The sequence below is a fragment of the Extensimonas soli genome (assembly GCF_029211265.1).
Classification (GTDB): Bacteria; Pseudomonadota; Gammaproteobacteria; order Burkholderiales; family Burkholderiaceae_C; genus Extensimonas; species Extensimonas soli.
This window is the reverse complement of record NZ_JARGEL010000011.1, coordinates 1-23,558: the sequence shown is the minus strand read 5'-3', so window position 1 is coordinate 23,558 and position 23,558 is coordinate 1. Positions and strand designations below refer to the sequence as shown.

Genomic DNA, 23,558 nt, shown 5'->3' with positions numbered 1-23,558 from the left:
GGTCTTTTACAAGCCGAACCATGCCCACCCCGCCACCTCCCGCCACGCCACGCCAGCTGAGCCAGCAGGTGCGCGAACGCTTTGTGCAGGGTTTGTGCGCGCAACTGGCGCCGCTGGACAAGCTCTTGCTTGACCACCTGAGCGAACGCATGGCCGCGCCGGGCACGCTGCGCGAGATGCAGACGCGCCGCGACGCCTGGATGGTTTACCAGCAGCACCATGCGCGCTGGGTCGCCAGCGTGGAGCAGGCATTGCGCCAGGCTGCCAGCGCCGCCGCAACCGTCGCCAGGCCAGCCGCGGCCAGTACACCGCGGCCGCGCTCATTCGAGCTGCTCAGTGACGACGTGATGGAAAACAAGATCACCGCCACGCGCATGGCAGCGGCCGTGCTGGAGCAGGTCGGCCCGCAGTTCGACACCGTACGCCAGCGCACGCAGACGCTCGAAGGCGACGCGCCCACCGTGCAGGACATCCTGCGGCCCGAATCGGTCTGCCTCGTGTTCGTCGAGCAGTGGGTGCAGGCAGAGCTGCCGCGCGAACAATTCCAGGCCGTGCAGGAGCCGCTGCAGCGCGCGCTGGCCAATCTATTGCAAAAGCAGTACCAGACCATCAACGCCTGGTACGTGGAGCAGGGCATCACGCCGCAGGCTGCCCTGCGCGTGCGCCGCACCCCCGCGCCCGGCCCGGCGGGCCATGGCGCTGCGTCCGACCAGCCTGCGTCTCAGGCACTGGCTGCAGCGCAAGCCCGGATGCCAGGCGCACCCACACCCGGCGGCGCGCCCGGCGCCGCTCCATCCAGCGCTGTTCCTTCCGGTGCACTTGCATACGGCAGCCTTCCTGCAGGGGGGCTGCCTGCAGGGCAGGCGGCTTATGCAGCGCAAGCGACCCACCCGGACGCGGCGGGCCTGCCCCCCGCGGCCGGCGCGACGCCCTGGATGCGTGCCCGGGCGCGCGCGCAAAGCATCATGGGCCACCTGCGCCAGCTGCTGCAGCCCGTGATCGGCCTGGACCTCGCGCAGGCCCCGCCCGCTTCGGCGGCCCTGGCGCAGGCGCTCGCCGAGGCGCGCACCGAGGCCGCGAGCTTTTACGTCAGCATCAGCCCCACCTTCGCGGGCTATGGGCCGGCGGCCGTGGCGCAGTCGGCCGAGGCGGCGCGCCGGCAAACCGAGGCGCTCAAGCAAAAAGCCGGCACCGCAAGCGAGAAAGCCATCATCGAGGTGGTGGCGCTGATGTTCCAGAGCATCCTCGCCGAGGAGCGCATTCCGCCGAGCGTGCGCGTGTGGTTCGCGCGCCTGCAGCTGCCCGTGCTGCGCGTGGCGCTCGCCGAGCCCGCGTTCCTCAGCGACCTGAAGCACCCCGCACGCCAGCTCATAGACCGCATGGGGGGCTGCGTCATGGGCTTCGATGCCAGCACGCTCTCGGGCAGCGCGCTCGAGGCCGAGATCCGCCGCGTCGTGCAGGTGGTGGAGCAATACCCCGAAACCGGCAGCCGCGTGTTCCAGCTCGTGCTGACCGAGTTCGAGCGCTTCCTGGCAAAGTTCCTCACCGAAAAGGAAGGCATCGCGCGCATCGTGAGCGCGGCGCAGCAGGTCGAGCAAAAAGACACGCTGGCCGTGCAATACACGATCGAGCTGCGCACCATGCTGCAGGACGTTCCGGTGCGCGACGAGGTGCGCGACTTCCTGCTCAAAACCTGGGCCGAGGTGCTGGCGCTGTCGGCCGTGCGCGCGGGTGCGCAGCATGCGGACACCCTCGCCTACAAGCGTGCCGCGGCCGACCTGATCTGGGCCGCGAGCGCCAAGCCCCAGCGCAGCGAGCGCGCCCAGGTCATCAAGGCCTTGCCAGGCCTGCTGCAGAACCTGCGCCAGGGGCTGACCCTGCTGGGCATCACGGGCGCGAAGCAGGATGCGCAGATCAAGACGCTCACCGACACGCTGGCCGACGCCTTCCTGTCCAAGACGGAGTCCATTCCGCAGGCGCACATCGATGCCCTGGCCGAGCGGCTCGCGCGCCTCGAAGACATCGTCACCGATGCCGCGTTTGCCGACATGCCGCTGAATGCCGACAACGTCGAAATGCTGCTCGGCATCGATGCCTCGGCGCTCGACGTGCTGGCCGACAACGGCGTGCCCGTCCAGGATGCCGTGCTCGCCTGGGTGCAGACGCTGCCGCTCGGCGCCTGGTTCATGCTGGAGCACAACGCCGCCAGGGTCTCGGTGCAATACGTGTGGCAGAGCGCGCGCCGCCAGCTGCACCTGTTTGCCAGCGCCAGCGGCCACAGCTACCTGATCCAGCTGCGGCGCTTGGCGGCCTATGCGCAGGCCGGGCTGCTCGTGGGCCTGGACGAGGAAGGCCTGAGCCTGCGCGCCACGCGCGACGCCCTCACCAAGCTCGACGCCAATCCCGAGCGCCTGGGCGGCACGCGCAGCGCCTGAGAATCTTTTTTATCCATATTTCCCCGTACCAGCCCGCCTCCCAAGCCCATGCCCGCATTCACCTTCGAAGCCCTGGACGCGCAGGGCCAGACCCGCAAAGGCCTGCTGGAAGCCGACAGCGCCAAGGCCGCGCGCAGCCTGCTGCGGGCGCAGGCGCTGGTGCCGCTGCAGGTCGATCCGGTGGCCGCGGGTGCGGGCGCCGAGGGGGGGGCGGCGCCGGGGCTTTGGCAGCGCCTGTTCACGCGCCCGGTGCTCGGGGCCACGGGGCTTGCGGTGTGGACGCGCCAGCTCGCGGGGCTGGTGACTTCCGGCCTGCCGCTGGAGCGCGCGCTCGCGGCGCTGGCCGACGAGGCCGACGAGCCGCGCCAGCGCGAGCTCGTGGCCGCGCTGCGCGCCGAGGTGAACGCGGGCGTGCCGTTTGCACGTGCGCTCGCGCAGCACCCGCGCGAGTTCTCCGCGGTGTATTGCGCCGTGGTTGGCGCGGGCGAGCACAGCGGACATTTGGGCGAGGTGCTCGAGCGCCTGGCCGACGACCTCGAGGCGCGCCAGGCGCTGCAGGCCAAGCTCGTGGGCGCGGCGCTGTACCCGGCCATCGTCACGCTCGTGGCCATCGTGATCGTGCTGTTTCTCGTGGGCTACGTGGTGCCGCAGGTCGCGGGCGTGTTTGCGGGCACCAAGCGCGCGTTGCCGCTGCTCACGGTGATCATGCTGGGCCTGAGTGCATTCCTGCGCAGCTGGGGCTGGCTGCTTTTGGTGATAGTTATTTTGATAGCTGCTTGTGCACGTTGGGCCTTGAGATTCGAGCATTTTCGCCTGCAATTCGACGCCGCCTGGCTGCGCCTGCCCGTGCTCGGGCGGCTCGCGCGCGGCTACAACGCGGCGCGCTTTGCGGGCACGCTGGCCATGCTCGCGGGCGCGGGCGTGCCCATCCTCAAGGCGCTGCAGGCCGCGGCCGAGACGCTGCACAACCGCAGCCTGCGCGCCGACGCGCTCGACGCGCTGGTGCTGGTGCGCGAGGGCGCGCCGCTGGCCGCGGCGCTCGCGCAGAAAAAGCGCTTTCCAGGGCTGCTTGCGATGTTTGCGCGCCTGGGCGAGCAGACCGGCCAGCTGCCGCTGATGCTGCAGCGCGCCGCGAACCAGCTCGGCGCCGAGGTGCAACGCCGCGCGCTCGCGCTCGCCACGGTGCTCGAGCCGCTGCTGATCGTGGCCATGGGCCTGATCGTGATGCTGATCGTGCTCGCGGTGCTGCAGCCCATCATCGAGCTCAACCAGCTCGTCAAATAGGGTTTCGCCATGGCCGGCATTCCGAGCGCTGACGACGACAAGCTGGTGGTGGCGATCTCTTCGCGCGCGCTGTTCGACTTCGAGGAAGAAAACCGCGTCTTCGACCCCGCCGACCCGCGCGCCTACATGCAGCTGCAACTCGAGCGCCTGGACACGCCGGCGCGCCCGGGCGTGGCGTTTTCGCTCGTGCGCAAGCTGCTCGCGTTCAATGCGGCTGGAGCCGGTCGGATTTTGGGCGTCGATAGCGATTCGCAGCCGACGGCTCCAAAGCCCGATCGGCTCCAACGTCAGCGCGTAGAGGTCGTCGTACTCTCGCGCAACGACCCGGTGAGCGGCATGCGCGTGTTCCGCTCGGTGCGCGCGCACGGGCTGACCTCGGTGCAGCGCGGCGTGTTCACGCAAGGGGCGGCGCCGTTTCGCTACCTGCGCCCGCTGGGGGCGCACCTGTTCCTCTCGGCCAACGAGGCCGACGTGCGCGAGGCGCTGGCACTGGGCTTTCCGGCCGCGCAGGTGGCGACGCAGTCGGCGCCCGCCGCCGACACGCACCAGGACGAGGTGCGCATCGCCTTCGACGGCGACGCGGTGCTGTTTTCCGACGAGGCCGAGCGCGTCTATCAAACCGCGGGGCTCGACGCTTTCCAGGCGCATGAGGCCGAAAAGGCCGCGCTGCCGCTGCCGCCCGGCCCGTTCAAGCCCTTCCTCGCGGCGCTGCACCGTCTGCAACAGCGCGGCGGGCCCATGCGCATCCGCACGGCGCTCGTCACGGCGCGTGGCGCCCCGGCGCACGAACGCGCGATCCAGACGCTCATGCACTGGAACATCGCCGTCGATGAAGCGATGTTCCTCGGCGGCATGCCCAAGGGGCCGTTCCTGCGCGAGTTCGAGCCCGACTTCTTCTTCGACGACCAGACCGGCCACGTGCTCTCGGCCGCGCAGCATGTGCCCGCGGGTCTGGTGCGCAGCGGCATCGCGCACGAAACGCAAGAAGCGCACGAATAGACACCACGCGGGCGGAACGAATCCGCGCCGCCGCTATCCCTTTTTTGGATGAACCCCATGGCAACGAAAAAAACCGCCTCCCGCCGCCGCGCCGCCGCACAGGACGACCTGTTCGGAGATACGCCCGCGCCTGAGCAAGACGCATCGGCCGAAGCTGCACCGTCCGCAGTTCCAGCGGGTGACGCATCGGCTGACGCGCGCAGCCTGCAGGTGCTCGCCGAGGGCGCCGGCGCCGCGCTCACGCCCGCGGCCAAGGCCTACAACCGCGAGCTGGCGCGCATCGACAAGCTCAAGGCGCAGATCGCCCAGACCGACACGCTGGGCAGCACTTACCAAACGGCCATGCAGCAACTGCTCGCGCCGCTGCACACGCGCCGCGATGCGGGCCGGCGCGCATTGCTCGCGCTGCTCGTGCCGCACATCACCGACAAACGCCTGAGCAAAACCCAGCGCGACACCGCGCGCGCCATCGTCTGCACCTTTGCTGCCGTGCTCGCGGCCGACGGCGACGCGGAAATGGCCCGTCTGCACGACGAACTCAGCCCGCAGACACTCGCCGAAAAAGCGCAGCAAGAGCGCACCTCGTTTGCCCAAATGTTCAGCGACGTGCTCGGCGAGGAAATCGCCGCGCCCGAAGCCGCGGCCGGCGAAGAGGCTTCGCATGAAGACTTGATCATGCGCATGTTCGCGCAGGCGCAAGCCAAAATGCAGGAGCAAAAGGAGCAATACGAGCAGGAAAAAGCCGCGCGCAAGAAAAAGCCGCGCAAGCCCACGGCCGCGCAGCAACGCGCCGAGGCCGCACAGCAGGATGCCGAGACGACCTTGCGCGCGATCTTCCGCCAGCTCGCAAGCGCACTGCACCCCGACCGCGCCGCCAGCGAGGATGAGCGCCGGCGCAAGACCGATCTCATGGCCACCGCCAACCGCGCCTACCAGGACAAGGACATCGTGGCGCTGCTGCAAATCCAGCGCGACGCCGCGCTGCTCGACCCCGCGCAGGCGCAGCTACCGCCCGAAAAGCGCCTGCAGGCGCTCACGCAGCTGCTCAAGCAACAGGTGCAGGAACTGGAGCGCGAGCGCTACGCGCGCCAGCAGCACTGGGAACATGCGCTGGACCTGGGCTTGGACTACCGCTTCAGCGAAGCCGGCCTGCGCCGCTGGCTGCAAGACCTGCAGGAGGAGGAAGAAGCCGAATGCGAGGCGCTCGAACACGACATCGAACTCGTGCGCGAAGGCAAGCGCCTCAAGTCCTGGCTCAATGAACAGCACCGGCTCTCGCAGGAGCCAGATTTTTCCGACATCGACATCGACATCCTGCCGCCAAGGTGGTGATGTTTTCGCGCGGCGTGGAAGCGCCGGGGCCATGCCGCACCCACGCCACCCCTGCGCCATCTTCATGCCAAGGAGCTGTACCCATGCAAACCCTGTTCCGTCTGCTGCCCGCGCTGGCCCTGTGTTGCACAGGCGCCGGCGTCTGGGCCGACCCTGGCGTTCAGCCCGCCGCAGAAGCGCCTGCCGCTCCAAGCTCTGCCGCCGCCAGCACCCCCACGCCCTCGCGCGGCGAGCTCAAGGCCCTGCGCCAGTTCCAGATGCTCGACGCGAACGGCGACGGCAAGCTGAGCCGCGCCGAGGTCGCCCTGTTCCCGCCGCTCGCCGCCGCCTTTGACGAAGCCGACACCAACCACGACGGCTTCGTCACCCCCGACGAAATCCGCGTGTTCTCGGCCAAATACCGCGCCGAACGCGAGCGCGCCAAAGCCGCACGACAAGCGCAGGAGCAGGCCCAGCAGCAAGCCGCTTCGCCCGACGGCGCGCACTGACACTGAGAGTGCTGAGCCCGGAAATTGAGGTCAGAAATTGGGATCAGATTCGAATTTCTGCCGAAAATTTGAAGCCAAAATGCCCTTCAGCCAAGGTACCTCAAGCGCAAGCAGCTCTTGATACCGTAGCGCACCCTGAAGGCTGACGAGCCCCCAGGCGCGCACCGGGACACCATGATGGCGCCGCAGGGCGCTCTCAGCGCACGGCGTTCGCGTCGGCCACGGTGAGCGCCGTCATGTTCACGATGCGGCGCACGGTGGCGCTGGCGGTGAGGACGTGCGCCGGCTGGGCCGCGCCGAGCAGCACCGGGCCGATCGCGATGTTGCCGCCCGCGGCGGTCTTGAGCAGGTTGTAGGCGATGTTGGCTGCGTCGATGTTGGGCAGCACGAGCAGGTTTGCGTCGCCCTCGAGCGTGCTGCGCGGCATCAGCGCGCGGCGTGCGACGCCGTCCAGCGCCACGTCGCCGTGCATTTCGCCATCGACCTCCAACCACGGCGCCTGCTCGCGCAGCAGCGCGAGCGTCTCGCGCATCTTCACTGCGCTGGGCTGGTTGCTGCTACCAAAATTGGAGTGACTCAGCAGCGCCGCCTTGGGGCGCACGCCAAAGCGCATCATCTCCTCGGCGGCCATGACGGTGATCTCGGCGAGCTGCGCGGCGCTCGGGTCGTAGTTGACGTGCGTATCGACGAGGAACACCTGGCGCTCGGGCAGCAGCAGCGCGTTCATGCCGGCGTAGGTGTTGGCGCCGGGGCGCTTGCCTATCACCTGGTCGATGTAGTTCAGGTGCATGGGGTTGGTGCCCCAGGTGCCGCAGATCAGCCCATCGACGTAGCCCTTGTGCAGCAGCATCGCGCCGATCAGCGACAGGCGCCGGCGCATTTCGATCTTGGCGATGGGGATGGTGATGCCCTTGCGCTCGGTCAGGCGGTGGTAGGTCTGCCAGAAGTCGCGGTAGCGCTCGTCCTGCTCGACGTTGACCACGTCGTAGTCCTGCCCCTCCTGGAGGCGCAGGCCGAAGTTGGCGATGCGCTGCGCGATGATCGCGGGCCGGCCGATCAGCGTGGGGCGTGCGATGCGCTCGTCAACCACGATCTGCGCCGCGCGCAGCACGCGCTCTTCCTCGCCCTCGGCGTAGGCCACGCGCTTTTTCGCCCCCGCCTTGGCTGCGGCAAAAATGGGCTTCATGATGGTGCCCGAGGCATAGACGAAGGTCTGCAGGTGCTCGCGGTAGGCGTCCATGTCGGCAACGGGGCGCAGCGCCACGCCGCTGTCCGCCGCGGCCTGCGCCACCGCGGGGGCGATCTTCATCATCAGGCGCGGATCGAAGGGCTTGGGGATCAGGTACTCGGGCCCGAACGCGAGCGGCTCGCCCGCGTAGGCCGCGGCCACGACCTCGCTTTGCTCGGCCTGCGCGAGCTCGGCGATGGCGTGCACGGCAGCGACTTCCATCTCCAGCGTGATGGTGGTCGCGCCGCAGTCGAGCGCGCCGCGGAAGATGTACGGAAAGCACAGCACGTTGTTGACCTGGTTCGGGTAGTCGCTGCGCCCCGTGGCCATGATGGCGTCGTCGCGCACGGCGTGCACCTCTTCGGGCAGGATTTCGGGCGTGGGATTGGCGAGCGCAAAAATCAGCGGGCGCGCCGCCATCTTGCGCACCATCTCGGGCTTGAGCACGCCGCCCGCCGACAGGCCCAGGAACACGTCCGCGCCCTCAATCACCTCGGCCAGCGTGCGCGCAGACGTGGGCTGGGCGAAAAAGCGCTTGTCCTCGTCCATGAGCTCGGTGCGGCCCTCATAGACCACGCCCGCGAGGTCGGTGACCCAGATGTGCTCGCGCGGAATGCCGAGTTTGACCAGCAGCCCCAGGCACGCGAGCGCCGCCGCGCCCGCGCCGGATGTCACCAGTTTGACCTTTTGGGGGTCTTTGCCGACGACCTTCAAGCCGTTCAGGATGGCCGCGCCCACCACGATGGCCGTGCCGTGCTGGTCGTCGTGGAACACGGGGATGTGCAGGCGCTCGCGCAGCTTGCGCTCGACGTAAAAGCAGTCGGGCGCCTTGATGTCTTCGAGGTTGATGCCGCCAAAGGTGGGCTCGAGCGCGGCAATGATCTCGACGAGCTTTTCGGGGTCTTTTTCGTTGATCTCGATGTCGAACACGTCGATGCCCGAGAACTTCTTGAAGAGCACGGCCTTGCCCTCCATCACCGGCTTGCCCGCCAGCGGCCCGATGTCGCCCAGGCCCAGCACGGCCGTGCCGTTGGTCACCACGCCCACGAGGTTGCCGCGGCTGGTGTAGCGAAAGGCCGCGCGCGGGTCTTTGACGATTTCCTCGCACGGCGAGGCCACGCCGGGCGAATACGCGAGCGCCAGATCGTGCTGGTTCACGAGCTGCTTGGTCGGCATGACGGCGATCTTGCCGGGCTTGGGCTGGGCGTGGTATTCGAGCGCGGCGCGGCGCAGCTCGGCGCGCTTTTCCGGGGACATGCCGCTGGTCGGGGTAGCGGTGGAGGATGAATCAGGGGCCGGGGTGTTCTCGGGCATGGGGCTTTTCTCCAGGGTGCGCCGCCCGCCGGCAAAACGTGGCAAAGAAACTGCCAGTGCCGGCACCGGCGCGGGCTGACCATTGTAGGCCTGCACGCCCGGCGCGCAGGGCGGCGCGCCGGGCAACAACGCCGTGGGCGCCGTGCCGCCAGCACGCGCATGGCACGGCCCGCGGAATAGATGTAAAAATTGGCTATAGCGCCCGTATATCAAGCGCTAATAGCTACTAAATAAATAGCTTCATGCCGTCTGCGCCAGCGCCTCACCGAGCGCGTTCACGAGGCGGTCGATCTCGGCCTGTTCGCTGATGAAGGGCGGCGCGAGCTGGATGGTGTCGCCGCCGTAGCGCACGTAAAAGCCCTTCTTCCAGCAGTGCATGGCAATTTCATAGGGCCGGCGCGCGGGCTCGCCGGGCAGCGGCGCGATCGTGAAGCCTGCGGCGAGGCCGTAGTTGCGGATGTCGAGCACGTGTTTCGCGCCCTGGAGGCTGTGCACGGCCTGCTCGAAGTAGGGGGCGAGCGCTTGCACGCGCGCGATCGCGTCCTCTTTGTGCAACAAGTCGAGCGCCGCGAGGCCCGCCGCGCAGGCCACGGGGTGCGCCGAATAGGTGTAGCCGTGCGGGAATTCAAGCAGGTAGTCGGGCCCGCCTGCGGCCATGAAGGTGTCGTAGATCTCCTTGCGCGCGATCACCGCGCCCAGCGGCTGCGCGCCGTTGGTCACTTGCTTGGCCACGTTCATGATGTCGGGCGTCACGCCGAAGGCCTCGGCGCCCGTGTAGGCGCCCGCGCGGCCAAAGCCCGTGATGACTTCGTCGAAGATCAGCAGGATGTCGTGCTGCGTGCAGATTTCGCGCAGGCGTTCGAGGTAGCCCAGGGGCGGAACCACCACGCCGCCCGAGCCCGAGAAGGGCTCGACGATCACAGCCGCGATGTTCGAGGCGTCGTGCAGCGCGATCAGGTCGAGCAACCGGTCGGCCAGCTGGCGCCCGCCCTCGGTGGGCTGGCCCTTGGCAAACGTGCCCGCGGGCGGCTGCGTGTGCGGCAGGTGGTCGGCCTCCACGCCCTGGCCGTAGAACTTGCGGTTCGCGCCTATGCCGCCCACCGAAGTGCCGCCGAAGTTCACACCGTGGTAGCCCTTTTCGCGCCCGATCAGGCGCGTCTTGCTCGCCTGGCCTTTGAGGCGCCAGTACGCACGCGCGAGCTTGAGCGAGGTGTCGGCCGCCTCAGAGCCCGAGCCCGTGAAGAACACGTAGTCGAGCCCTGCGGGCGTGAGCTCCTTGAGCTTGTTGGCGAGCGCGAACGCGGCCGGGTGGCCGAACTGGAACGCCGGCGCGTAGTCGAGCGTGCGCGCCTGCTCGGCGATGGCGTCGGCGATCTCGCGCCGCCCGTGGCCCAGGCCCGTGCACCACAGGCCCGAAAGCCCGTCGAACACCTTGCGCCCGTCGGCGTCGGTGAAGTAGGCACCGCTCGCGGCGACGATCAGGCGCGGGTCGGCCTTGAACTGGCGGTTCGCGGTGTAGGGCATCCAGTGCGCGTCGAGCCAGGCGGCGTCGCGGCGCACGGGTGCAGGAAAGGGTGCGGGAAAGGCCGCGGAATCGGCGGCGGGGGCAAGCGTCATGGCAGTCTCCCAAAGCGGGCGGAAAGGCAAAAGCAGGCATTGTTCGCCGCCTCCATAATGCCTCCCATAGTGCAATATCACCGTTTACTTGAGCATCTATGCAAGTAAATCACCCTCCTGCCCTTGCCCCGCTGCCGCCCACCGACGGGCGCCAGCGCGCCGTGCTCGGCCAGCTCAGCGACATGGACCTGCGCCTGCTGCAGGTGTTCAAGAGCGTGGTCGAATGCGGCGGCCTGGCCGCTGCCGAGCTCGAGCTCAACATCGCGACGAGCACCATCAGCCGCCACCTCAAAGACTTGGAAACGCGCCTGGGCCTGGTGCTGTGCCGGCGCGGGCGCGCGGGCTTTGCGCTCACGCCCGAAGGCCGGCGCGTGTATGAGGAAACGCTGCGCCTGCTCGATGCGGTGCAGGCGTTTCGCCGCGGCGTGGACGACATCCACGCGCGCCTGGGCGGCCCGCTGGCGCTCGCCGTGTTCGACCAGACCGCAAGCAACCCGGCCGCGCGCATCCACGCGGCCATCGCCGACTTCACGCGCCAGGCCCCCGGCGTGCACCTGGAGCTGCACGTGGGCAGCATCCAGGTGATCGAGCGCGGCGTGCTCGAAGGGCGCTTTCAGGTCGGCATCATCCCCGCGCACCGCAGCGCCTCCAGCCTGCTCTATACGCCGCTGTTCGACGAAACCATGCTGCTGTATTGCGGCGCCGGGCACCCCTTGTTCGGCGCCGATCGCGACGCGCTCGCGGCGCTCGACTGGGACGCGCTGCGCCGCTACCCGTTCGCGGGCCTGGGCTACCACTCGCCCAACATGGAGCTGAGCCACCAGGCACAGCTCACGCGCAGCGCCACGGGCTTTGACCAGGAGGCCATCGCCACGCTGATCCTCTCGGGCTGCTTTCTGGGCTTCTTGCCCGACCACTACGCCGAGGCCTTCGTGCGCGCGGGCCGCATGCAGGCCGTGCGGCCCACGCTGTTTCGCTATACCTGCAGCTTCGTGGGCCTGCTGCGCCGCTCGCCCGCGCCCACGCGCGCGGCACAGCTGCTGCAGCGCTGTCTGGTGGCCGCGCATGCCGGCATCAGCAGTTGCGCGCCGCTGTCGGCTTAAACCCAGATTGTCCATTAGGACGCGGGATGATGGCGAGGCGACTGGCGCGGCAGTTTGGTCGCGGCTGAGGAGTGCATGGCCGGTGCCATGAACGACGAAGCCGCGGTCAAAATGACCGTCAGACGTCCGCCAGCGCCCGCGTAGGCGCGCAGCGCCGCCTAATGGACAATCTGGGTTAAACCCAGAGTGTTCATTAGGACGCGGGACGATGGCGAGGCGGCTGGCGCGGCAGTTTGGTCGCGGCTGAGGAGTTCGTGGTGGTGCCACGAACGACGAAGCAGCGGCCAAAATGACCGTCAGACGTCCGCCAGCGCCCGTGTAGGCGCGAAGCGCCGCCTAATGGACAATCTGGGTTAAACGCGCCTTCTCGACGCGGTCAGCCTGCAACCGCCCTTGCCGCCAAGTGCTGCACCAGCCAGTCTGAGAAGCGAACTTTGAGCGCCGGGAGCCCCTGAATGGCCGCCAAAGACACAGAACGCAGCATTTTCATGCACCTTGCCGCATGGCCACCGGCACGGCAGCTATGCGTTCTTTGCTGCGCTCCGCGCGCGCCCAGGCTTTTTCATGGAAAAAGAAGGCCACAGCCTGCACGCTAGGCTCCAGCAGACTCAGCGTGAACGCTGCCCACAAATTGCCTGTGACCGCATATGCCACCAAGGCGGCCACACAAATGTGGATTGCATAGTAGCTCGCTGTCTTGAGCAGCATGTTTTTGTTTTCCCGAAGGGTGCGACGAATCAAGCGCATAGCCATACTCCTTTTGCTTTCACGCAAATGGTAGTTATTCTCAAAGACGATTCCAATCGATTTTCCCTAAGCTGCCCATAGCCACCGAGGAGCACAGCCTGCTCGTGCCGACGCGTTGCAGGTTGTCGACCAGCGCGGGGATGTCACCCTCGAGCCCTTGGGACACAACACCGTCGCGAGCGATTTTTCTTGCGCTGCGGTAAATGGCGTCACAAAATAACGGTTCGTTACGACTCCCGCCGCAAACCGCCATGACCGCCCTTTCTTCCACCGCCCTCTCCGGCCTGCAGGCCGCGCAGCTGCGACTGGATGCGGCCGCCAACAACATCGCCAATGCGCAAACGCCCGACTACCGCCGCGAGACCGTGGCGCAACAAGCCACGTCCGGTGGCGGCGTGCAGACGCAGGTGCAGCGTGCGCCGCAAGCGGGCGCTGCGCTCGAGCAAGACGTGGTCGAGCAGCTCTCCGCTACCTACGCCTTCAAGGCCAACCTGCGAACGCTGCAGACGCAGCAGCACACGCTGGGCGCGTTGCTCGACACCCAGGCCTGATCGCCAAGGCATGCATCCCGCCGCGCCGCGCACAGTCCCCGGCAGTGGGCCTCTCAGGTCAGCACGCGGCCGTCGCCCTTGAGCATGGACAGCTCGACGAAGCGCGACGCCACGTGGCGCGTGGACGACAGGTTGACCTGAAAGCCGCCGAACGCCGTCTCGCCCAGCGACTCCAGACCGGCCACCAGCCCCTCGCGCGTCGGCTTGGACGCACGCTTGAGCCCTTCGGCGAACAGCCTGGCCGCCAGATAGCCTTCCATGCTCGAATAGTTGACCTGCACGTTGCCGGCCTTTTTCGCTGCGGCGACGAACTCGCGCGTGATGCCGTTGGCCGCGTTGTACGGCGAAGGCACGACCTGCGACACCACCACACCCTCGGCCTCCTTGCCCAGTTCATCGGCCAGTGCCTGCGTACCCACGAAGGAGACGTTGTAAAACAGCCCGCCGTAGCCGGCCTTGCGCGCCGCGCGCACGAAGGCCGCGCAGGACTTGTACGCGCTGACCTGCACCACCGCGTCGGGCGCCGCCGCGGCCAGCGTGGCCACGGCCTTGGCGACATCGACCGAATTGCGCTCCACGGTTGCGATCGCCACGGGCTTGAGGTTCTGCGCGGACAAGGCCAGGCGCACACCGTCGAGGCCGGCCTGGCCGTAGGCGTCGTTCTGGTGGAACACGGCGATTTTTTTCAGCCCCAGGTGCGTGAGCTGCTTGACGATCAGCGCGGTCTCGTCGTTGTACGAGGCGCGCAGGTGGAAAACGCTTTTGTGCAAGGGCTCGCGCAGGGCCATGGCGCCCGTGAACGGGGCGATGAAGGGCACCTGCGCGCGCGTGGCCAAGGGCAGCGCAGCCAGGCTCGTGGGCGTGCCGACATAGGCAAACAGCGCGAACACATCTTCGCCCAGCAGCTTGCGCGTGTTTTCCGCGCAACGCTCGGGCTCGTAGCCATCGTCCAGCGTGCGGATCACGATGCTGCGCCCGCCTACGCCCCCTTGCGCATTCAGCTGGTCGAAATACAGCCTGGCGCCGCTGTGGTACTGGATTCCGAGCTGCGCCGCCGGCCCGGTAAAGGGCGCGGACTGCCCCAGCACGAGGCGGCTTTCCTGCGCGCGCACGGCAGGCAGGCCGAGCAGGGCAGCAGCGGCAATGGAAAACTGGCGGCGATTGGGCATGGGTTGTCCCTCAGAAAAAATGCAAAAAAGACCAGGCACGCGGCGGGCAGGGGATCAGGCCCCGCACGCCAGATGTCGCACCACGCAGACAGGGCACCATCGTAGCGTGCGTGTGCGAATAAAACTGCACCCGCGGTGCCCGCCTCGGGTTTGCCCGCTGCAAACGAACGGGAGAGATAAAATCCGCCACCTCCGAGGAGCGTTGCAGCGCCCCAGTCACCTGCCGGTGGCCCCAGGGCGTGAGGCTCGGAAACCGTGTTTTGCAACGACGCTCATCCACCATTCCGGTGCGGTGAGTCGTTTTTTGCTCCCGCGCCGGTGTTGACTTTCAGGAGCACACCATGAACGCCCCTCTTCCCACCTCTGCGCCCAGCGACTGCGTCATTGCCGACATCGGCCTGGCCGACTGGGGCCGCAAGGAAATCCGCATCGCCGAGACCGAGATGCCCGGTCTGATGGCCATCCGCGAGGAATTCGCGCCCAGCCAGCCGCTCAAGGGTGCGCGCATCGCGGGCAGCCTGCACATGACGATCCAGACCGCCGTGCTGATCGAGACGCTGCAGGCGCTGGGCGCGCAGGTGCGCTGGGCCTCGTGCAACATCTTTTCCACGCAGGACCACGCCGCGGCCGCGATCGCCGCCGCGGGCACGCCGGTGTTCGCCGTCAAGGGCGAGAGCCTGGCCGAATACTGGGACTACACGCACCGCATCTTCGAGTTCGGCCCCGCGGGCGCACCGGGCGAAGGCCCGAACATGATCCTCGACGACGGCGGCGACGCCACGCTGCTCATGCACCTGGGCCAGCAGGCCGAGCAAGACCCGTCCGTGCTCGCACACCCCGGCAGCGAAGAAGAGCACGTGCTCTTTGCCGCGATCCGCGCCAAGCTCGCGCAGGACGCGCGCTGGTACAGCCGCAAGAGCGCGCAGATCCTCGGCGTGACCGAGGAGACCACCACGGGCGTGCACCGCCTCAAGGAAATGTCGGCCAAGGGCACGCTCAAATTCCGCGCGATCAACGTCAACGACTCCGTCACCAAGAGCAAGTTCGACAACCTCTACGGTTGCCGCGAATCGCTGGTCGATGGCATCAAGCGCGCCACCGACGTGATGGTGGCCGGCAAGATCGCCGTGGTCTGCGGCTACGGCGACGTGGGCAAAGGCTCGGCACAGGCGCTGCGCGCGCTCTCGGCGCAGGTCTGGGTGACCGAGATCGACCCCATCTGCGCGCTGCAGGCCGCGATGGAGGGCTACCGCGTCGTCACCATGGACGAGGCCGCGCCGCTGGCCGACATTTTCGTCACCGCCACGGGCAACAAGAGCGTGATCACCTTCGCACACATGGCGCGCATGAAAGACCAGGCCATCGTCTGCAACATCGGCCACTTCGACAACGAGATCGACGTTGCGAGCCTCGAAGCCCAGTGCCAGTGGGAAGAGATCAAGCCGCAGGTCGATCACGTGATCTTTCCCGACGGCAAGCGCATCATCCTTTTGGCGCGCGGGCGCCTCGTGAACCTGGGCTGCGGCACCGGGCACCCGAGCTACGTGATGAGCAGCAGCTTCGCGAACCAGACGCTCGCGCAGATCGAACTCTTCACACAGCGCGACGCCTACGAGGTCGGCAAGGTCTATGTGCTGCCCAAGCACCTCGACGAAAAGGTCGCGCGCCTGCAGCTCTCCAAGCTCGGCGCCCGGCTCACCGAGCTCACCGACGCGCAGGCCGCCTACATCGGCGTGCCCAAGCAGGGGCCGTACAAGCCCGATACGTACCGCTATTGATTGAGTAGCTGCTAGCGCTTGCTGGACGGGCGCTAGAGGCATATTTCATTCAGAATCCACGCCGTGCGTGCCGATCAACTCCTCGTCGAACGCGGCCTGGCCGCGAGCCGCAGCCAGGCGCAGCGCCTGATTGCGGCGGGTGCGCGCTGGCGCGCGCCCACGGGCTGGCGGCCGCTCGCCAAGGCCGATGATCTGCCGGCCGATGCCGAGCTCGAACTGCTCGACGCGGCCGAGGCGCGCTACGTCTCGCGCGGCGGGCTCAAGCTCGAAGGCGCGCTCGCCGCCGCGGAGCTGGACGTGCGCGGCTGGCAGTGCCTGGACGTGGGCCAATCGACCGGCGGCTTCACCGACTGCCTGCTGCAGCAGGGCGCCGCGCGCGTGGTCGGCGTCGATGTGGGCCAGGGCCAGCTGCACCCGCGCCTGCGCGCCGATGCGCGCGTGCAGTGCCTGGAGCAATGCAACGCGCGGCACCTGAGCGCAGCTGATTTGATAGCTGCTGGCGCTTATCCAGCAAGCGCTAGCGGCCCATTGGATCAAAAACCGGGGGCCGGCTTCGACCTCGTCACGGGCGACCTGTCGTTCATCTCGCTCACGCTGGTACTGCCTGCGCTCGCGCCGCTCGTCAAGCCCGGCGGCGCGCTGCTGATGCTGGTCAAGCCGCAGTTCGAGCTGCAGCCCGCGCAAATCGGCAAAGGCGGCATCGTGCGCGATGCGGCGCTCTATGCGCTCGTCGAGCAGCGCATCCGCGCGGCCTGCACGGCGCTGGGCCTGGCAAACTTGCAATGGCTGACCAGCCCCATCGCAGGCGGCGACGGCAACCGCGAATTTTTCATTTTTGCAAGGAGAGGGCGTGACTGCGCGCCCACCCCCACCCATGAAGCAAGCCCCTCATGAAGCGTCGGCACGGCTGCCGCTGAGTTTCGAATTCTTTCCGCCCAAGACGCCCGAGGGCGTGGAAAAGCTGCGCACCGTGCGCCGCGCGCTGTCCGCGCTCGCGCCCGAGTTCTGCTCGGTCACCTACGGCGCGGGCGGCTCCACGCACGAGGGCAGCTTTGCCACCGTGCGCGAAATTCTGGCCGAGGGCGTGCCCGCAGCCGCGCATTTTTCGTGCATAGGCGCCACGCGCGCCTCGGTGCGCGCCCAGCTGCAAGAGCTGCAGGCCATGGGCGTGCGGCGCCTGGTCGCGCTGCGCGGCGATTTGCCCAGCGGCTACGGCCTGGGCGGCGAATTCAACTACGCGAGCGAGCTCGTCGCATTCATCCGCGCCGAAACCGGGCGGCACTTTCACATCGAAGTCGCCGCCTACCCCGAGACGCACCCGCAGGCACGCTCGCCGGCGGCCGACCTGCAAGCCTTTGCGGCCAAGCTGCACGCCGGCGCCGATTCGGCCATCACGCAGTATTTCTACAACGCCGATGCGTACTTTCGCTTCGTCGATGAAGTGCAGCGCCTGGGCGTCGACATGGCGCGCGTGCCCATCGTGCCCGGCATCATGCCCATCACGGGCGCGGCGCAGCTGCTGCGCTTTTCCGACGCCTGCGGCGCCGAAGTGCCGCGCTGGATCCGCCTGCGCCTGCAGGCCTTCGGCGACGACACGGCCAGCATCAAAGCCTTTGGCCTCGACGTGGTGGCGGCGCTGTGCGAGCGCCTGATCGCCGGCGGCGCACCGGCGCTGCACTTTTACACCATGAACCAGAGCGCAGCCACGCTCGCGATCTGCGCGCGCCTGCAGGGCACAAGGCAAGCCTGATGCGCACGGGCCTGCACGCCACGGCGCACGGCGTGCAGGGCCCGCCGCCAGCGCACCGCCGGCTCAAAGCAGCGGCTGTCGCAGCTACGGCGGCTGGGTGGCTGGCGCTTTCGCTCGCCCTGGCGCATGCAACGCCCGCCCGCGCCGAGGGCCTGAGCGCACGCGAGCCCGAAGCGTTCGCGCCCGCCGTGCTCTCGCCACGCGGCGAAGCCCTGTTGCTCGAACCGCCGCCCGAAGGACTGGGCGACGACGCCGAGACCACCGACATCTCCACCCGGCAAGCCGCCGTCTCGCTGCTGCCGCAGGCGCGGCGCAAAGGGCTGGCCTCGTGGTACGGCCTCAAGTTCCACCGCCGCCGCACCGCCAGCGGCGAGGTGTATGACATGCACGGCCTCACCGCCGCGCACCCCAGCCTGCCCTTCGGCACGCGCGTGTGCGTGCTGAGCCCCGACACCGGGCGCAGCGTGGTCGTGCGCATCAACGACCGCAGCGCCTACTCATCCCGCCGCGTGATCGACCTGAGCAAAGGCGCCGCCACCGCCCTGGGCATCGTCGGCCTGGGCCTCAAGCCCGTGGAGCTCTCGGTGCTTGCGCCGGGCCGCAAGGAATGCGCGCCTTGAGCAAGATAGGCGAAAAGGTCCGCCTCCCATTTCCTACTTCACGCCTGCACCAGCAACTGGTGCGCCGCGTGCCCGTCCTGCGCGAGCAGTTGGGCGAGTTGCGGCAGCGCCGCCTGCAAAGCGGGCTTGAGCGTGTAGGGTGGGTTGATGATGAACATGCCGCTGGCCGGCAGGCCGGGGCGGCGTGATGCGCCCAGCAGCGGCGCGCCGAGCTTGGCCGATTTCACCGTGAGCGTGGCATGCAGCCAGGGCTTGCCGGCCTTGGTCACGAGGGTTTTGAGGCGGCGCGGCAGATCGTGCGCCTCGGGGCGGCCGATGATGGGATGCCAAATGGCGTAGGTGCCCGTGGAAAAACGCCGCAGCGCGTCCGCCACCAAGTCTTGCACGTGCCCGTAATCGCTCTTGAGTTCGTAGCTGGGATCGCACAGCACCAAGGCGCGGCGCGACGGTGGCGGCAAGAATTTTTTGACACCCTCGAAGCCATCCTCGTGCAGCACGGCCACCTGGCGCCCCGCCTCGAGTTGTGCCACGTTGCGCGTGAGCGCACGCAGGTCGCTCGGATGCAGCTCGAACAGCTTGAGCTTGTCCTGCGCACGCAGCAGGTGCTGGATGATGAAGGGCGAGCCCGGATAGACCTTGACGCCAGTGCCCGTGTTGAAGGCGCGCACCAGCTCCAGGTACGCCTGCAGGGCCGGCGCCAGCGCCGCGGCGTCCGCCTGCGCCAGGCGCAAGACGCCATCGGCGGCCTCGCCGCTGGTGCGCGCATAGTCGCCGTCGAGCCGGTACAGGCCCGCGCCGGCATGGGTGTCCAGCACCATGAGCGCAGCGTCCTTTTGCGCAAGGTGCTGCAACATGGCAATCAACACGGTGTGCTTGAGCACGTCCGCATGGTTGCCCGCGTGGAAGGCGTGGCGGTAACTGAACATGGCGCAATGGTAACGAGTGCAGCTGCCTGCACAAAAAATCACCACACAAAACCACCGCAACAGGCGCCAATTTCATATAATCGCCGGTTTCGCAGCGCAAGGCCGGTCCCGCGGCGAAATGAGAAGGGTGCAACGAGTGCGCATCGCGGTGCAGCAATGCAGAGCGGTGCCGCAAAGAGCAACCTTCACCCCCCACCTAAGAGGCTTTCACCAGAAAAGCACCGACCGTGGAAAAGGACCGCCCAAACCACTTCTTTTCAAAGAGAAAACCCATGACCACCACGTACAGCGCCAAACCCGCTGAGGTGACGCATGAGTGGTTTGTGATTGACGCCACCGACAAGGTGCTAGGCAGGGTAGCCAGCGAAGTTGCCCATCGCCTGCGCGGCAAGCACAAAGCCATTTATACGCCTCACATCGATACCGGGGATTACATCGTCGTCATCAACGCTGCCCAGCTCAAAGTCACTGGCAACAAGCAGCTCGACAAGATGTACTACCGCCACACCGGCTACCCCGGCGGCATCAAAGCCACCAACTTCCGCGATCTGCAGGCCAAGCACCCCGGCCGCGCGCTCGAGAAGGCCGTCAAGGGCATGCTGCCCAAGGGCCCGCTCGGTTACGCCATGATCAAAAAGCTCAAGGTGTACGGCGGCGCAGAGCATCCGCACACCGCCCAGCAGCCCAAAGTGCTGGAAATCTAAGGAGCCATTGCAATGATTGGTGAATGGAACAATGGCACCGGCCGCCGCAAGTCCAGCGTGGCCCGCGTCTTCATGAAAAAGGGCTCCGGCAAGATCACGATCAACGGCAAGGACATCCAGTCCTACTTCGGCCGTGAAACCTCGATCATGATCGCCAAGCAACCGCTCGCACTGACCAACCATCTCGAAACCTTCGACATCCAGGTCAACGTGCACGGCGGCGGCGAATCCGGCCAGGCCGGCGCCACGCGCCACGGCATCACGCGCGCGCTGATCGACTACGACGCCACGCTCAAGCCCGCACTGAGCCAGGCTGGCTTCGTGACACGCGACGCCCGTGAAGTCGAACGTAAAAAGGTCGGCCTGCACTCCGCCCGCCGCGCCAAGCAGTTCTCCAAGCGCTGAGCTGGTCTGCTTTACCCACAAAAAAACCGCCAGAAGGCGGTTTTTTTGTGTCTGGGTCCGCGCCTCAGTGCATCGCCATCGGCTGCCCTTCGAACAGGTGCTCGAACTGCGCGAGCCAGGGCTCGGCCAGCAGGCGGATCTCGGCGTCGTTGCGCAGGATGCGGCGCATGATCTCGGACTTGAGCTTGCGCTGCTCCGGCAGCAGGGTTTCATTCCGCGCCTTGTAGCGCAGCTGCTCGATCAGCACGGCGCATGTGCCCTCGTAGCGCGCCACACCCTCCCAGTCTTGCAATTGCGCAGCCTGCAGCATTTTGAGGCTGCTTTCCTCAATGGCCTTGTAATATTCGATCAAAGCGGTGGTCATGATTTATTCCCCCGCCTTCATACCTGCGGCTGCATTCTTGCCAATCTGCTCCCAGCTCTGGGCCACGGGTCCTAGCAAACGCACCACTTCTTCAATTGGTTTTTCATCATTGTGCGCACTGGCTTGCAAAAGACGCCGCGCACAATAATCGTAGAGAGCAGCAAGATTCTCTGCCAATTCCCCACCTTTTTCCATATTGAGGCCCCCTTGCAGGCCTTCCTCCAAAATACCAATTGCCCGACTCAAATGACGCCCTTTCCCCGCAATATCTCCACGCTGCAGGGCACCCCGAGCTGCATTCAAAGATTGCATCAATCCATCAAACAGCAACTTGATCAACATGTGCGGCGTAGCCCCTTCCACGCTGGATTGAACGCCCACTTGTCTGTAGGCCGATGCGGCACGAACACTCACGGGGGTAAACATGGTCTGCTCCTTCATGTGCTATTCACTCCCCTTTGTTATCGACACGCCGAGTGAAAACTAAAGCGAAAAGAGCGACATTCAACAGCTCAATTATTGGAATTTTTATTCCACAAGGTCACTTGTTGATTAACATAATTACTCAATGCCGTCAGACTTCCCATTGTGGCATCCAGGCGGCTGTATTGTGCCTGCAGGCGCGTCTGTGTTTGCGTGAGACGATCTTGCAAATTTGTCTGATCTTTCGAATTTCTATTTATTGCAGACTGGATGGAATTTGTGCGGCTGGTTAGTGCGCCATTCACACCAATCAAACCATCGGCAAAATCCTTGATACGCAACGCCATACCTTTTAGTGCTGATTCACCTGCTGCTGCAGTGAAAAAATTCTTCACATCATCCGATTTTTTTAATGCCGTATCCAGTTTGCTTGCATTGACCTGAAGCGAACCATCAGACTGAAATTCCACCCCAAGATCAGATAAATTCCTCAACGGTGTACCAGCAGGCCCATTGCCGCTGAGCAAACGTCGCAGCGCCGTTTGCAACCCAACCGCTGTAGAGTCTCCCTGCAAAGTCCCTGCCGTTTTGGTGGCAGGGTCATAGCGCGTCATTTCAGCCAATGCAGCGTTGATCGAATTGTAGGAGGTCACAAAATCGTTGATAGCCTTTTTGGCAGCCGAGGTATCGCGCTGGATGGTTATTTCCACCGGTGCAGTCGTCACCTGTGAAACACTCAACGTCAACCCGGCCACCGCGTTCAGCGTATTGCTTTGCGAAGTAACCGCCACACCATTGATGGTGGCTTTGGTATTGAGCGCCGTCTGGGTAAGCGACATGCCACCGGTTGCCACGTTGGCGGGATCGTAGGCCAGCTGACCAAGACCCGTTCCAGAGGTGATCTGGTTTCCCATGCTGTCAAGCGCTTGAATGCGAAATGCCGAAGACTCCCCGGTAGCATTGGAACGCAGCAGCAAGCGGTCGCCCGCGGTATCTTTGAGCACCGTCGCCGTCACACCCGCACCTGCAGCGTTGATTTTGTCGGCTATCTGGCTTGGCGTGTCCGTGGCGCCAACTTGCACATCCACCGCTGTGCCACCGGCAGTAAAGACAGGCGGCGTTCCAGTGCTCCAGTTGCCCAAGTCAATGTGCAAGCTGCCTGCGCCCACGGGGCTGGCCGACGGCAAAGCCACCGAGCCTACCGCCTGGGCGCGTGCCAACTGGCTCACTTCCACACTGAAAGACGTAGCTGCTGCTGCCTCCGTGGCCGTGCCGGTGATGGCTGAAGCATTGCTGCTGGTGACGGACATGGCATTCCAGTTGCTCTGGTCAGCGAGCTTCTGCGCCATGTCCTGCAGGTTGGCCATTTGCGACTTGATCTGCCCAAACGCCGAAAGTTTGGTATTCAGCGAGGATGCCTGCGTCTGCAATTGCGCAATCGGCTGCTGCTCGATCGCCATCAACTGCGAAATGATGCTCTTGACGTCCAGACCGCTGCCTATGCCGATTGACGAAATACCCATATCTACCTCCAATCTCAGAACCCTGGATTGTGAACCTGGCAGCCTCTTCAACGCTTTGCTTGCACCCACTGCAAGTGCCCCGCAACAGCCTATTTTTTACCGGATTCTTGCACCTTCATAGCTGCCAGGCGCTGCTATAGGGCAGCGCATCCGGCAGAAAACAGCAAACGACCGCACCATGGCGCCTGTTCGCTCGCGTCGCTCGATGTCCGGCAGGCTGCAAGCGGTTGCTTCGTATCACCGTACCTCGTGCGCACGCCTTTTTCTCATCGGCAATCCTGCCGAAGACTTGAGGACTTTTGCGCGGCGACCTTTTGCCGGCCCGCTGGCAGCAGTTCTTCGATGGCAGGCTTACTGCAGCAGCTTGAGCACCGTTTGTGGCAACTGATTGGCCTGGGCCACCATGGCCGTGCCTGCCTGCTGCAGCACTTGCGAGCGGCTCAGGTTGGCTGTTTCTGCGGCAAAGTCCGCATCCATGATCCGGCTGCGCGAGGCCGTGAGGTTTTCACTGGTAGCCTGCAGATTTTCGATCGTGGTCGAAAAGCGGTTCTGAATGGCACCCAGGGCGGCGCGGCTGGAGTTGATGCTGTTGAGCGCCGTGTCTATGGCCGAGATGGCCGTATTGGCGCCATTCACCGTGGAGATGTCCAGCGCGCTGATCGCCGTGCCCGTGCTCGCAATGGCGTTCGATGCCAAGGCACTGCCGGCTGCCATGCCCGTCATGGTGACGCTACCGGAAACGCCTGCAGGTGCCTCGTAACGCACGTTGATGGTACCGCCTGTCGTCGCCGCTGCAGC

The 23,558-nt window shown here is 66.2% G+C and carries 22 protein-coding genes and 1 riboswitch; of the genes, 13 read left to right on the top strand and 9 right to left on the bottom strand.

Features of this window, described 5'->3' with window-relative positions:
• The first annotated feature begins 20 nt into the window (after positions 1 to 20).
• From PYV55_RS03195 to PYV55_RS03175, 5 genes are all read left to right on the top strand, one after another.
• Entirely contained in the window at positions 21 to 2,435 is a 2,415-nt protein-coding gene (locus PYV55_RS03195; RefSeq protein ID WP_275849206.1) for a DUF1631 family protein, read from the top strand.
• A 48-nt stretch (positions 2,436 to 2,483) separates the two neighbouring features.
• Positions 2,484 to 3,719: a type II secretion system inner membrane protein GspF gene (gspF, locus tag PYV55_RS03190; protein ID WP_275849204.1), complete on the top strand. Its 1,236-nt coding sequence runs from the start codon at positions 2,484 to 2,486 to the stop codon at positions 3,717 to 3,719.
• Between the two features lie 9 nt (positions 3,720 to 3,728).
• Positions 3,729 to 4,718, top strand: coding sequence for a 5'-nucleotidase (locus PYV55_RS03185; protein WP_275849202.1), 990 nt, complete (start codon positions 3,729 to 3,731; stop codon positions 4,716 to 4,718).
• A gap of 57 nt (positions 4,719 to 4,775) precedes the next feature.
• A complete protein-coding gene (locus PYV55_RS03180; RefSeq protein WP_275849200.1) occupies positions 4,776 to 6,050 on the top strand; it encodes a hypothetical protein in 1,275 nt (424 codons plus the stop codon).
• Between the two features lie 83 nt (positions 6,051 to 6,133).
• The gene (locus PYV55_RS03175; protein WP_275849198.1) at positions 6,134 to 6,538 is read left to right on the top strand and encodes an EF-hand domain-containing protein; all 405 of its coding nucleotides are present in this window, start codon (positions 6,134 to 6,136) and stop codon (positions 6,536 to 6,538) included.
• Between the two features lie 196 nt (positions 6,539 to 6,734).
• Here the strand turns inward: PYV55_RS03175 and PYV55_RS03170 are convergent, their stop codons facing one another.
• Both PYV55_RS03170 and aptA read right to left on the bottom strand, forming a co-directional pair.
• Complete coding sequence (locus tag PYV55_RS03170; RefSeq protein WP_275849196.1) at positions 6,735 to 9,080, bottom strand: NADP-dependent malic enzyme; 2,346 nt, start codon at positions 9,078 to 9,080, stop codon at positions 6,735 to 6,737.
• 240 nt (positions 9,081 to 9,320) lie between these two features.
• A complete protein-coding gene (aptA, locus tag PYV55_RS03165) occupies positions 9,321 to 10,697 on the bottom strand; it encodes an omega-aminotransferase AptA (RefSeq protein WP_275849194.1) in 1,377 nt (458 codons plus the stop codon).
• A gap of 98 nt (positions 10,698 to 10,795) precedes the next feature.
• Between aptA and PYV55_RS03160 the strand changes: the two genes are divergently transcribed.
• Positions 10,796 to 11,800: a LysR family transcriptional regulator gene (locus PYV55_RS03160; RefSeq protein ID WP_275849192.1), complete on the top strand. Its 1,005-nt coding sequence runs from the start codon at positions 10,796 to 10,798 to the stop codon at positions 11,798 to 11,800.
• A gap of 486 nt (positions 11,801 to 12,286) precedes the next feature.
• Here the strand turns inward: PYV55_RS03160 and PYV55_RS03155 are convergent, their stop codons facing one another.
• Positions 12,287 to 12,547, bottom strand: coding sequence for a DUF2061 domain-containing protein (locus PYV55_RS03155; RefSeq protein ID WP_275849415.1), 261 nt, complete (start codon positions 12,545 to 12,547; stop codon positions 12,287 to 12,289).
• A 251-nt stretch (positions 12,548 to 12,798) separates the two neighbouring features.
• Here PYV55_RS03155 and PYV55_RS03150 point away from each other — a divergent pair, with 251 nt between their 5' ends.
• Positions 12,799 to 13,098 carry a flagellar basal body protein gene (locus PYV55_RS03150; RefSeq protein WP_275849190.1) on the top strand — a complete coding sequence of 100 codons (300 nt, stop codon included), beginning with the start codon at positions 12,799 to 12,801 and terminating at the stop codon, positions 13,096 to 13,098.
• A 53-nt stretch (positions 13,099 to 13,151) separates the two neighbouring features.
• Here PYV55_RS03150 and PYV55_RS03145 read toward each other — a convergent pair whose 3' ends face one another.
• The gene (locus PYV55_RS03145) at positions 13,152 to 14,267 is read right to left on the bottom strand and encodes an ABC transporter substrate-binding protein (RefSeq protein WP_275849188.1); all 1,116 of its coding nucleotides are present in this window, start codon (positions 14,265 to 14,267) and stop codon (positions 13,152 to 13,154) included.
• Positions 14,268 to 14,455: 188 nt separating this feature from the next.
• A riboswitch (S-adenosyl-L-homocysteine riboswitch) is annotated at positions 14,456 to 14,548 on the top strand.
• A gap of 60 nt (positions 14,549 to 14,608) precedes the next feature.
• Here PYV55_RS03145 and ahcY point away from each other — a divergent pair.
• From ahcY to PYV55_RS03125, 4 genes are all read left to right on the top strand, one after another.
• Positions 14,609 to 16,045, top strand: a complete 1,437-nt coding sequence (gene ahcY, locus PYV55_RS03140; protein ID WP_275849187.1) for an adenosylhomocysteinase — start codon at positions 14,609 to 14,611, stop codon at positions 16,043 to 16,045.
• Between the two features lie 63 nt (positions 16,046 to 16,108).
• The gene (locus PYV55_RS03135; RefSeq protein ID WP_275849184.1) at positions 16,109 to 16,939 is read left to right on the top strand and encodes a TlyA family RNA methyltransferase; all 831 of its coding nucleotides are present in this window, start codon (positions 16,109 to 16,111) and stop codon (positions 16,937 to 16,939) included.
• A complete protein-coding gene (metF, locus tag PYV55_RS03130) occupies positions 16,920 to 17,795 on the top strand; it encodes a methylenetetrahydrofolate reductase [NAD(P)H] (RefSeq protein WP_275849182.1) in 876 nt (291 codons plus the stop codon). Before PYV55_RS03135 ends, metF begins: the two co-directional genes overlap by 20 nt.
• Complete coding sequence (locus PYV55_RS03125) at positions 17,795 to 18,415, top strand: septal ring lytic transglycosylase RlpA family protein (RefSeq protein WP_275849180.1); 621 nt, start codon at positions 17,795 to 17,797, stop codon at positions 18,413 to 18,415. Before metF ends, PYV55_RS03125 begins: the two co-directional genes overlap by 1 nt.
• Before the next feature lie 38 nt (positions 18,416 to 18,453).
• On the opposite strand, the gene PYV55_RS03120 is transcribed toward PYV55_RS03125, so the two are convergent.
• The gene (locus tag PYV55_RS03120) at positions 18,454 to 19,341 is read right to left on the bottom strand and encodes a 23S rRNA (adenine(2030)-N(6))-methyltransferase RlmJ (RefSeq protein WP_275849179.1); all 888 of its coding nucleotides are present in this window, start codon (positions 19,339 to 19,341) and stop codon (positions 18,454 to 18,456) included.
• Positions 19,342 to 19,613: 272 nt separating this feature from the next.
• Here PYV55_RS03120 and rplM point away from each other — a divergent pair, with 272 nt between their 5' ends.
• Both rplM and rpsI read left to right on the top strand, forming a co-directional pair.
• Positions 19,614 to 20,045, top strand: a complete 432-nt coding sequence (rplM, locus tag PYV55_RS03115; protein ID WP_144731882.1) for a 50S ribosomal protein L13 — start codon at positions 19,614 to 19,616, stop codon at positions 20,043 to 20,045.
• A 12-nt stretch (positions 20,046 to 20,057) separates the two neighbouring features.
• Entirely contained in the window at positions 20,058 to 20,450 is a 393-nt protein-coding gene (gene rpsI, locus PYV55_RS03110) for a 30S ribosomal protein S9 (protein WP_275849174.1), read from the top strand.
• A gap of 64 nt (positions 20,451 to 20,514) precedes the next feature.
• On the opposite strand, the gene PYV55_RS03105 is transcribed toward rpsI, so the two are convergent.
• The 4 genes from PYV55_RS03105 to PYV55_RS03090 all read right to left on the bottom strand — a co-directional run.
• The gene (locus PYV55_RS03105) at positions 20,515 to 20,814 is read right to left on the bottom strand and encodes a flagellar protein FliT (RefSeq protein WP_275849173.1); all 300 of its coding nucleotides are present in this window, start codon (positions 20,812 to 20,814) and stop codon (positions 20,515 to 20,517) included.
• A 3-nt stretch (positions 20,815 to 20,817) separates the two neighbouring features.
• The gene (gene fliS / locus PYV55_RS03100; RefSeq protein ID WP_275849171.1) at positions 20,818 to 21,240 is read right to left on the bottom strand and encodes a flagellar export chaperone FliS; all 423 of its coding nucleotides are present in this window, start codon (positions 21,238 to 21,240) and stop codon (positions 20,818 to 20,820) included.
• 86 nt (positions 21,241 to 21,326) lie between these two features.
• The gene (fliD, locus tag PYV55_RS03095) at positions 21,327 to 22,760 is read right to left on the bottom strand and encodes a flagellar filament capping protein FliD (protein ID WP_275849169.1); all 1,434 of its coding nucleotides are present in this window, start codon (positions 22,758 to 22,760) and stop codon (positions 21,327 to 21,329) included.
• Between the two features lie 351 nt (positions 22,761 to 23,111).
• Positions 23,112 to 23,558: flagellin (locus tag PYV55_RS03090; protein ID WP_275849167.1), on the bottom strand; the 447-nt coding region annotated here is incomplete at its 5' end.

Bases quoted from the DNA above. Each gene is read 5' to 3' on its own strand.
- PYV55_RS03170 (WP_275849196.1), bottom strand. From the start codon at position 9,080: ATGCCCGAGAACACCCCGGCCCCTGATTCATCCTCCACCGCTACCCCG.
- PYV55_RS03195 (WP_275849206.1), top strand. From the start codon at position 21: ATGCCCACCCCGCCACCTCCCGCCACGCCACGCCAGCTGAGCCAGCAG.
- rplM (WP_144731882.1), top strand. From the start codon at position 19,614: ATGACCACCACGTACAGCGCCAAACCCGCTGAGGTGACGCATGAGTGG.
- rpsI (WP_275849174.1), top strand. From the start codon at position 20,058: ATGATTGGTGAATGGAACAATGGCACCGGCCGCCGCAAGTCCAGCGTG.
- PYV55_RS03155 (WP_275849415.1), bottom strand. From the start codon at position 12,547: ATGCGCTTGATTCGTCGCACCCTTCGGGAAAACAAAAACATGCTGCTC.
- PYV55_RS03175 (WP_275849198.1), top strand. From the start codon at position 6,134: ATGCAAACCCTGTTCCGTCTGCTGCCCGCGCTGGCCCTGTGTTGCACA.
- PYV55_RS03185 (WP_275849202.1), top strand. From the start codon at position 3,729: ATGGCCGGCATTCCGAGCGCTGACGACGACAAGCTGGTGGTGGCGATC.
- gspF (WP_275849204.1), top strand. From the start codon at position 2,484: ATGCCCGCATTCACCTTCGAAGCCCTGGACGCGCAGGGCCAGACCCGC.
- PYV55_RS03145 (WP_275849188.1), bottom strand. From the start codon at position 14,267: ATGCCCAATCGCCGCCAGTTTTCCATTGCCGCTGCTGCCCTGCTCGGC.
- PYV55_RS03125 (WP_275849180.1), top strand. From the start codon at position 17,795: ATGCGCACGGGCCTGCACGCCACGGCGCACGGCGTGCAGGGCCCGCCG.
- aptA (WP_275849194.1), bottom strand. From the start codon at position 10,697: ATGACGCTTGCCCCCGCCGCCGATTCCGCGGCCTTTCCCGCACCCTTT.
- PYV55_RS03160 (WP_275849192.1), top strand. From the start codon at position 10,796: ATGCAAGTAAATCACCCTCCTGCCCTTGCCCCGCTGCCGCCCACCGAC.
- PYV55_RS03105 (WP_275849173.1), bottom strand. From the start codon at position 20,814: ATGACCACCGCTTTGATCGAATATTACAAGGCCATTGAGGAAAGCAGC.
- PYV55_RS03120 (WP_275849179.1), bottom strand. From the start codon at position 19,341: ATGTTCAGTTACCGCCACGCCTTCCACGCGGGCAACCATGCGGACGTG.
- fliS (WP_275849171.1), bottom strand. From the start codon at position 21,240: ATGTTTACCCCCGTGAGTGTTCGTGCCGCATCGGCCTACAGACAAGTG.
- PYV55_RS03150 (WP_275849190.1), top strand. From the start codon at position 12,799: ATGACCGCCCTTTCTTCCACCGCCCTCTCCGGCCTGCAGGCCGCGCAG.
- PYV55_RS03180 (WP_275849200.1), top strand. From the start codon at position 4,776: ATGGCAACGAAAAAAACCGCCTCCCGCCGCCGCGCCGCCGCACAGGAC.
- ahcY (WP_275849187.1), top strand. From the start codon at position 14,609: ATGAACGCCCCTCTTCCCACCTCTGCGCCCAGCGACTGCGTCATTGCC.
- fliD (WP_275849169.1), bottom strand. From the start codon at position 22,760: ATGGGTATTTCGTCAATCGGCATAGGCAGCGGTCTGGACGTCAAGAGC.
- metF (WP_275849182.1), top strand. From the start codon at position 16,920: ATGAAGCAAGCCCCTCATGAAGCGTCGGCACGGCTGCCGCTGAGTTTC.